The organism is Synechococcus sp. H70.1, from assembly GCF_047502705.1.
GTDB lineage: Bacteria > Cyanobacteriota > Cyanobacteriia > Thermostichales > Thermostichaceae > Thermostichus.
This window is the reverse complement of sequence record NZ_JANSIV010000040.1, coordinates 1-8,680: the sequence shown is the minus strand read 5'-3', so window position 1 is coordinate 8,680 and position 8,680 is coordinate 1. Positions and strand designations below refer to the sequence as shown.

Genomic DNA, 8,680 nt, shown 5'->3' with positions numbered 1-8,680 from the left:
CTCTACCCCTATTAAACCCAAGCGGGGCGAGGAATGCAAGACCCATTTGCGAGGGGGTCGGTCGAAGACGGCAAAAAAGGGCCTGGAAGAGGGGGGGCAAGAGGCCTGAAAGCCTTGTGGGGCAAGGCATCGAGCGGGTCAACGAAAGAATCGGCCTTTGCGGGATTTGGCGAGGCGCTCGCAGAGCCGCTGATACCGTTTTTGTGTGCTTTTGACAACATGAGCCTCAGGGGGCTGAAGCGCCTATAGTGGGGGAAGATCTCCAGCTTCCCTCGTTGTCGATGTCGGATCTCACCCCCACGGATAAGCTCCTGGCCGGGATCCAGGCCCAGCAGGCTGGCGACTTGCAAACTGCAGAAGCCATCTACTTAGAAATTCTGGCGGAGTTTCCGGATCAAGCCGACGCTCTCCATCTGCTGGGGACGGTGGCTCATGCCAGGGGAGAGGGGGAATGGGCGGCTGCTTTGATTGCCGAGGCCATTGCGCTCGATCCCCGGGTAGCCCTCTATCATCACAACCTGGGCGTTGTCTATGAATCTTTGGGGCAACTGGAAAAGGCGCTATCTTGCTATCGGCAGAGCCTGAGCCTCAATCCCAAGGCTTACCTTTCTGCTTTGCAAGCCGGCAAGATTCTTGTTAACCTACGCCGCCATCAAGAGGCGATCCCTTTGCTTAGCTCCTTGTTAGAAAATCCAGATCCAGCAGCAGGGATCCCTTGGGCTGAGGTGCATTTTTATCTGGGAATAGCCCATCGCGAGCAAGGGGAACACAGCGCGGCTCTGGCTCACCTGGAAAAGGCGTGGACTTTGGATCCCAATTTGGTGGTAGCTCGCTGGCTTTACCATCTCTATTTGCCCGCCCTCTATCAGGATGAGGAAGAGCTGCATAGATTTCGCTCTCGCTTTGTAGAACACCTGGATCGCCTCATTGAGGAGACGCCCTTGGACACCCAAGAGCAGCGGCGGCTTGCCTTTTTAGGGTCAAGCTGGGGAACACCCCACCATCTGCAGTACCAGGGCTGCGACGACCTGGAGCTGCAGAAAAAATACGCTCAGTTTGTGCAGCGCATCGTGAAATCTTGCTACCCCAATTGGCACTGTCTTCCCCGGCAGGCTCGGCCAGGGGATCCCATTCGCGTTGGCTTTGTCTCGGCCTCGATGCGCGCTTGCTCCTACAGCCGTCTTTCTTTAGGGTGGGTGAAGTATTTAAAGGCGAGCTCCCAGTGGCCTTTTCTGGTGTTTGCCTACCATTTGGATCCTAGAACCGACTTCATGACAGAGCAATATCGCCAGTATGCGGATGTATTTCGCCACATTCCCACTGGCTTTGAAGATGCTGCCCGCCAAATTTTGCAGGATCAGCTCGATGTTTTGGTGTATCTGGAAATTGGCCTTTCTCCCCTAATTTTGCAACTGGCATCTCTGCGGCTAGCCCCAGTGCAATGCTCCACCTGGGCCCATCCTGTAACTTCTGGACTTTCAACCATTGACTACTTTCTCTCCAGCGACCTGATGGAGCCCGAAGATGGGCAGGCTCACTACAGCGAAACCCTAGTTCGGCTGCCCCGCCTGGGTACTTGTTTTGAAAAGCCGATTTTGCCTCGCCAGAGGCGTTACCGCCAGGACTTTGGCCTGCGCCAAGACGCGGTAGTTTATCTTACCTGTCAATACCTGGGCAAGTATCTGCCCCAATATGACTATCTTTTTGCCGCCATTGCCCAGCGAGTGCCCAACGCCCAATTTGTCTTCTTGGCGTTGCCCAATGCTGCCATTGCCCAACACTTTTGGCAGCGTCTTTCCCGAACTTTCTCCGCCTATGGCCTTTCTGCAGAAGACCACTGCTTGATCTTGCCCCAACTGGATCATCAAGACTACTTGGATCTCAACCGCTGCGCCGACATTATGCTGGATTCCTACGGCTGGTCGGGCGGGATCACCACCCTGGAAGCTGTTGCTGCCGGCTTGCCTGTAGTGACCTGCCCTGGCCGGTTCCTGCGGGGCCGCCACACCTATGCCATCCTCAAAAGGATGGGCCTTGATCTCTTAATTGCCCGAGACCTTCAGCGCTACGAAGAGTTGGCCGTCCAACTGGGAACGGATCCCCAATTTCGGCAGCACATCTCCCAGCAGATCCAACAGCGCCGCGACCTGCTCTTTGAGGATCGAGACTGTGTGGCAGCCCTGGCCCATTTCTTGCACCAGGCTGTCTCCCAGAAGCTGGCATGTCATACTCTCCCTATAGAAGCCTCCTAGCCCTCCACAGCAAACAGTTTGGTAGAGTGGTACAGCTCCTCCAGGGATCGTGGCGGAATGGTAGACGCTACGGACTTAAAATCCGTTGTTCTTCAAGAACGTGAGGGTTCGAGTCCCTCCGATCCCATAGATTCAACGCAGCCCTGTCTGCTCAAGCAGGTTCAGCAAATCCGGGATCGGCACCCAGGCATCCTCCCGATCCAACTCTGGGCTAGCCAGCAGGGCCACCAGGGCCGGGCTGCAGACTGACGCCAGCAGGGGGAAATAGCTCAGCCCCGCCACCTGGGCAAGGCTCCAGAAGTAGGGGAGCACGGCATTGCGGGGGAAGATCTCAACTACAAGAGTCCCAGGTTGACAAAAGGCAAGGTTGGTCAGGCCCGCTCCGTGGATGCCAATGACTGCTTCTGCTGTTTGCATCAAGGCTATTTGCTCGGCTAGAGAAAGGGCTTCCAGTTGCACGGGCACAAATCCCCAGGGGCGCAAAGCCTCGAGAACCTCTGCCTCGTTGATGACCCGCCGCCAGCGGGCAGCCCGACGACTAATGTAGATCCTGTAGATCCGCCGCGGTAGCCCCGCCGCCTGCCCCAGAGGAGCCAGTTGCTGCAGCACTTTCCAGCCCCTGGGGGTTAGACACCCCACCGGCCCCGCCAGCGAGGGCACAATCAGGTTCTGCGCTTGCAGATGGGATCCCCCCGCCTGCTCAAAGCTAAGGAGGCGCTCTGGTGGGATCCCCAAGGCAGCTAAGCTTTGCACCTGAAAGGGCTTGCCCTGGTAGCCGTGAACCAAGAGGGGGATGTCCTTTTCGAGGACGCCGGAGCGGCGTAGGAGATCGAGGGCGGGCAGGATGTCCACCATCCAATGGAAGTAGTTGACCGCCCCCAGGGGCAAGAGGGCAACAGAGCCCTCCAGCAAAATTGGCGGCCCCAGGTGGGGTAGGTCCAAGACGGGGTGGTGCTCCAGGTGCTCTGGCTTCCAGTCCCAGTCGAGAAACTCCGGCGGCGGCAAGCTGGGGGAGACATCGCCCAGCAACTCACCCCTACGGGTAAGCACGGCGCTGGCAAAGCTGGCGTAGAGGTGGCGGGGATAGTGGCCCACGTGCACGGATCCCTGCGGAATCTGGGCGACAAAGGTCTCGGCCAAGGGGATCCGCTGCGAGCGCAGCTTTTGCCCAATGGCAGGGTCAGCCGTAGGAGGAGCTTGGAGACAGAGAACCCCTTCTGGATCCAGCACCTGGTAGCTGCCCTCGCCGGTGGCCTGGTGCCACTGCCGGGTGGTGAGGTAACCCTGGCTGGGCACTGGCAGGGGGTTGCCAGCACTGGGCGGTGGGCTCTGGCAGGCTGGGGAAGGAAGGGCTGCCTGCGCAGGGAGCCAGCGCTGCTGCCAGGCGCGGTACCGCTCCTGCCAAAGGCTGCCCGGGGATCCCTGTAGGGCCTGCTCCAGCTCCAGCCGCAGCCGACTGTCTCTGCCGCTGCCCTCACACCAGGCCTGTAGCCACTCCCGCTCGGCAGCCAGCGCCTGCCGGAACTTCTCCCAAGCCCCCTGCGGGTCATTCCGCCGCACCTGAGCCTCTACCCAGTAGCTGTAGAGCTCTGCTGTCTGGGTGCCCCGCGCCGCTGCCTCCTGAAAGCAGGCCACCGCCTGCTCCAGCTCCCCCAGATCCAGCCAAGCCAGGCCCATCTGCACCCAGGGATCCCCCCACTCTGGCCTTAGCCTCGCTGCCTCCTGGAGAGGGGAGAGGGCCTCCCGCAACCGGCCCAGCTTGAGCAGGGCCAGGCCCCAGCGCCAAAAGCTCTCCGTGGCTGTTGGATCCCGGCGGCAGGCCTCTTCAAACCACTCTGCTGCTTCTAGCCACAGTCGGCTGCGCTCCTGGACTAGGCCAAGGCGATGGGCCGCCAACGCCGCCTCTGGGGCAGCGCCACTTTCTAGCAACTGCCGATACAAAGCCGCCGCCTGCGGCCACTGCCCCCTTTCCCACAGCCCCTCAGCCAGCTCCTGCAGTCCCCTTGCCCAGCAGCGGGTAGCCTCAGCTTCGGCCACCCCTTCGGCCCCTAGGAGGGCCAGACCCTCCTGCCAGGCAAGCTGCGCCTCTAGCTCCCGCCCCAGGAGTAGGTAAGCAGCTCCCAAGCCCCAGTACAGTTCTGGCCGTTGGGATCCCTGCTCCAGCTGCTGCTGCAGCTCTTGGGCAACCAACTCGTAACAGCCCTGCTCCCAACTTGTCCGGAGAGGGTTGGGGAGCTGGGCAAGCGGGTTAGAGGCCATGGTTTTCAACAAGAAGGGGGCTGAGAACAAGTGTTACAAACTGCAACAACCTCCCCCCTCTTGGCGCATCCCCCTAGTATTCTAGGCTTGGCTTCCTCCTCAGGGATCCGGCGTCCATTCCTCCCCAGCTCCGAGAGGAACGTGGGACCGGTCTAGTTGAGTCCAGGGGTCAGCCCTTGTCCTATGATGGCATCGTCCCTGGCCCTTGTTGGCAGTTTTTCAATAAACGGAGTTTAAGAGACCGATGGGTATCAACGCATCCGGCGGCGCAGTCGTCTCCAGTCCGCGTCTTTACCAAACCCTGCCCCTCTCGACCATCTCCCAGGCGGAGCAACAGGATCGCTACCTGTCGCGCACCGAGCTGGACCGCCTCGAGGACTTTTTCTCCACTGGCCTAAAACGGCTAGAGATTGCCGAGGTCATTGCCGCCAATTCCGAAATCATTGTCAGTCGGGCAGCCAACCGCATCTTCACCGGCGGCTCCCCCATGGCCTATTTGGAGCGGCCAGAAGCCACCCAGGATGAGAAAGAAGCCTTTAAGCTAGGTACTGCCTTCTACGTGGAGTCCACGGGTGGCTTCATCGAGGCTATCCGCAACCTCTTTAGCGCCAGCGGCGTGGAGATCCCACCCAACTTCCGTCCCATTAACATCCCCCGCTACGGGGCTGCCAACATGCGCAAGTCGCTGCGGGATCTGAGCTGGTTCCTGCGCTACGTCACCTATGCCCTGGTGGCTGGGGATCCCAATATCCTTGTGGTTAACACCCGCGGCCTGCGGGAGATTATCGAAAATGCTTGCTCTGCTGAGGCCACCATTGTCGCCCTCCAGGAGATGAAGCGGGCCTCGGCCAGCTACTTCCGCAAGGATGCCGAGGCCGTGGCCATCATCAACCAGTACTTTGATGTGCTGCTCAGCGAGTTCATTGCCCCTGCTCCCTCCGACAAGCTGCGGCAGCGCAACGCCAGCACCGCCGACGGTCTGCCTCTGCAGGGACTCAAGCTGCCGCAGGTTTACAGTTTGGCAGCCGAAAAAGTGCCCGTCTTTGCCATGAAGCCGGGCCTCTCCAACGCGGAGAAAGAGGAGGTTATCAAAGCCGCCTACCGCCAGGTGTTCGAGCGGGATATCCGCCGCGCCTATGGCCTTAAGCTGGCCGACCTGGAGTCAAAGGTCAAAAACGGCGAGATCTCCATGAAGGAGTTTATCCGCCGCCTGGGCAAATCGGAGCTCTACCGCAAGCAGTTCTACGAGCCCTACATCAACAGCCGTGTGGTGGAGCTGGCCTTCCGCCACTTCCTGGGACGGGCCCCAGAAACCCGCGAGGAGGTGCAGACCTACTTTGCCATCGTCTCCAGCAAGGGGTTGGCGGGTTTAGTGGATGCCCTAGTGGATAGCCGCGAGTACAGTGACTACTTTGGCGAGGAGACGGTGCCCTACCTGCGCAAGCTGGGGGTGGAAGCCCAAACCAGCGCCAACTGGGGGCCCAAATTCGACCTTTACAACTACGCGGCTCCGCGCCGCAAGGTGCCCCAATTTATCACCCTCTTTGCCCGCTACAACCGCCCCCTGCCGGATCAGCACCCCTATGGCGTTGGCAACGACCCGCTGGAGATTCAGTTTGGTGCCATCTTCCCCAAAGAAACTCGCTCCCTCAAGGCCAGTCCCGCTCCCTTCAGCAAGGATGTCAAGCGCATTCTTATCCGGCGCGGCTTTGCCCTCACCAATGCCCGCACCAACCCCAAGGCAGTAGGGGATCCCGGCAGCCTTGGCCCCAAAGTCTTCAAGCTTACCCAAACCCCCAGCGACCGCAGCCGGCGGCTAGGGGTGCGGGCCGGCATCGTGGGCAGCGAGGGATCCACCCAGGCGGTGATCCGCGCCTGCTACCAGCAGGTGTACGGCTATGTGCCCTACGAAGGCCAACGACTCACCCGCTGGGAGATCAAGCTGGAGTCGGGCGAGATTACCGTCAAGGAGTTTGTCCGCCAACTGGCCAAGTCGGATCTCTTCCGCAACAAGTACTGGTCTAGCCTCTACGTCTGCAAAGCCATCGAGTTCATCCACCGCAAGCTGCTGGGTCGGCCCACCTACGGCCGGCAGGAGATGAACCGGTTGTTTGACATTGCCTCCAAGCAGGGCTTCTACGCCGTGGTGGACGCCATCCTCGACAGCGAGGAGTACCAGCAGGTCTTCGGGGAAGATATCGTGCCCTACGAGCGCTACCTCACCCCCGGCGGCCTGGCCCTGCGGCGGATGCGCCCTGGATCCAGCGACATGGCCGTGGTTACTAGGCCCATCCGCACCGACGACGATATCCCCCTCTTTGTCAAGCTGGGCCAGCCCCAGGACAAGCCCTCCGGCGAGCTGGAAATCCAGCGGCGAGTCCAGCAGGGAGTGCCCAGGATTCGCCAAGAGATCCCTGTCTTCAAGCTCACCAGCCTGGCCAACAAAGCGGAGGTCAACAACCTCATCCGCGCTGCTTACCGGCAGGTCTTCGAGCGGGACATGGACATCTACAACATCAGCGCCGAGCTCAGCTCCGCCGAGTCCAAGCTGCGCAATGGTGAGATTACCGTCAAGGAGTTCATCGAGGCGCTGGGGTGCTCTGAACTGTACCGCGCTGAGTTCTACGCTCCCTACCCCAACACCAAGGTCATTGAGCTGGGCACCAAGCACTTCCTAGGCCGCGCGCCCCTCAATCAGCAGGAGATCCGCAAGTACAACCAGATCTTGGCCACCCAGGGGTTGAAGGCCTTTGTGCGGGCCCTCCTCAACACCCAGGAGTACCGGGATCTCTTTGGCGAGGACACGGTGCCCTACCGCCGCTTCCCCACCCTGCCAGCGGCCAACTTCCCCAACACCCAGGAGCTGTATGGCCGCCTGACCAAGCAAAACAAAGAGTTGGTGGTACCCAGCTTCAGACCGGTGAGGAAAGACGATCGCAGCTAGATTAGCCCCCTCCTCCTGGGGGGAGAGGGGTGAGGATTAGGCTGCGTAGCCTAGGTGCCTCAGGGCAGCAGGGGTAACTACGCGCCCGCGGGGTGTGCGCTGCAGATAGCCAATTTGCAGGAGATAGGGCTCGTACACCTCCTCGATGGTCTGGGGATCCTCGCCTGTCACGGCGGCCATGGTCTCCAAGCCCACGGGCCCTCCCCCAAACTGCTCCACCAGTACCGTCAGGAGCTTGCGATCCGTCCAATCCAAGCCCATGGGATCCACCTGGAACAACTCCAAAGCAGCAATGGCAACCTCACGACTGATGTGGCCATTGCCCCGCACCTGGGCATAGTCGCGCACTCGCTTCAGGAGGCGGTTGGCTATGCGAGGGGTGCCTCGGGAGCGGCGAGCAATCTCCTCAGCTCCTGCGCAATCAATGGAGGTGTTCAAGAGGCGAGCGCTGCGTAACACAATCTCCGCCAGTTCGTGGGGCTCATAGAAGCGCAGCCGCTGCACCTGACCAAAGCGATCCCGCAGCGGCGAAGTCAGAGCGCCAATGCGGGTGGTGGCCCCAATGAGGGTGAAGCGCTCCAAGGGAATAGAGGTGATGCGGGCAGAGCGACCTTTGCCAAGGGTAATGTCGAGGCGAAAATCCTCCATTGCCGGATAGAGCAATTCCTCAGTAACCTTGGGCAGGCGGTGGATCTCGTCGATAAACAACACATCGCCCCGCTTAAGGCGCACTAGGTAGCCAGCAATGTCGCGGGGGCTCTCCAGCGCTGGCGCCGTGGTCATGTAGAAGCGGGATCCCATCTCCGCCGCCAGCACAGCAGCCACCGTGGTTTTGCCCAAGCCGGGCGGGCCGTAGAACAGCAGGTGATCCAAAGGCTCCCCGCGAGCGCGGGCTGCCGCAATGGCAATCGAGAGCACTTCCTTCAGCTCCGTCTGGCCGATGTACTCGGCTAGGGTGCGCGGGCGGAGGGATTCTTCTTGAGCTTCGCCGGGCTGAGCTTGGGGTTGCAGCAACCTCCTTCCGGCTTTGCTTTCGTCAAGAGGCAACTCTTCTTGCTGTTGCTGCCTGGGATCCCGAGAAGAAATGATCGCCATTGGTTACCCCCAGAGGCAATGACCCAACTTCAACTTTAAGAGGTCGCAGGGGAAAAGGACTACAGCAGCCCCAAAAAAACCCCTGGCCGGGGCCAGGGGTGTAGAGGTCAACTGGGCTGGGTAGGTCTTA

4 protein-coding genes and 1 tRNA gene are annotated in these 8,680 nt (G+C 60.5%); 3 read left to right on the top strand and 2 right to left on the bottom strand.

Annotation, left to right across the window (positions count from 1 at the left end; translation table 11 throughout):
- Positions 1–281: 281 nt before the first annotated feature.
- Together NW827_RS02955 and NW827_RS02950 are read left to right on the top strand one after the other, a co-directional pair.
- Entirely contained in the window at positions 282–2,252 is a 1,971-nt protein-coding gene (locus NW827_RS02955) for a tetratricopeptide repeat protein (protein WP_414404470.1), read from the top strand.
- 43 nt (positions 2,253–2,295) lie between these two features.
- Positions 2,296–2,379, top strand: a tRNA-Leu gene (locus NW827_RS02950).
- Positions 2,380–2,384: 5 nt separating this feature from the next.
- On the opposite strand, the gene NW827_RS02945 is transcribed toward NW827_RS02950, so the two are convergent.
- Positions 2,385–4,442: a glycosyltransferase 61 family protein gene (locus NW827_RS02945; RefSeq protein ID WP_414404469.1), complete on the bottom strand. Its 2,058-nt coding sequence runs from the start codon at positions 4,440–4,442 to the stop codon at positions 2,385–2,387.
- Between the two features lie 313 nt (positions 4,443–4,755).
- On the opposite strand from NW827_RS02945, the gene NW827_RS02940 reads away from it, so the two are divergent.
- Positions 4,756–7,455 carry a phycobilisome rod-core linker polypeptide gene (locus NW827_RS02940; protein ID WP_414362991.1) on the top strand — a complete coding sequence of 900 codons (2,700 nt, stop codon included), beginning with the start codon at positions 4,756–4,758 and terminating at the stop codon, positions 7,453–7,455.
- Positions 7,456–7,491: 36 nt separating this feature from the next.
- Here the strand turns inward: NW827_RS02940 and ruvB are convergent, their stop codons facing one another.
- Positions 7,492–8,550, bottom strand: coding sequence for a Holliday junction branch migration DNA helicase RuvB (gene ruvB / locus NW827_RS02935; RefSeq protein WP_414404468.1), 1,059 nt, complete (start codon positions 8,548–8,550; stop codon positions 7,492–7,494).
- Positions 8,551–8,680 lie beyond the last annotated feature (130 nt).

Excerpts from the sequence above, each read along its gene's own strand:
- NW827_RS02940 (WP_414362991.1), top strand. The coding sequence starts at position 4,756 with ATGGGTATCAACGCATCCGGCGGCGCAGTCGTCTCCAGTCCGCGTCTT.
- ruvB (WP_414404468.1), bottom strand. The coding sequence starts at position 8,550 with ATGGCGATCATTTCTTCTCGGGATCCCAGGCAGCAACAGCAAGAAGAG.
- NW827_RS02955 (WP_414404470.1), top strand. The coding sequence starts at position 282 with ATGTCGGATCTCACCCCCACGGATAAGCTCCTGGCCGGGATCCAGGCC.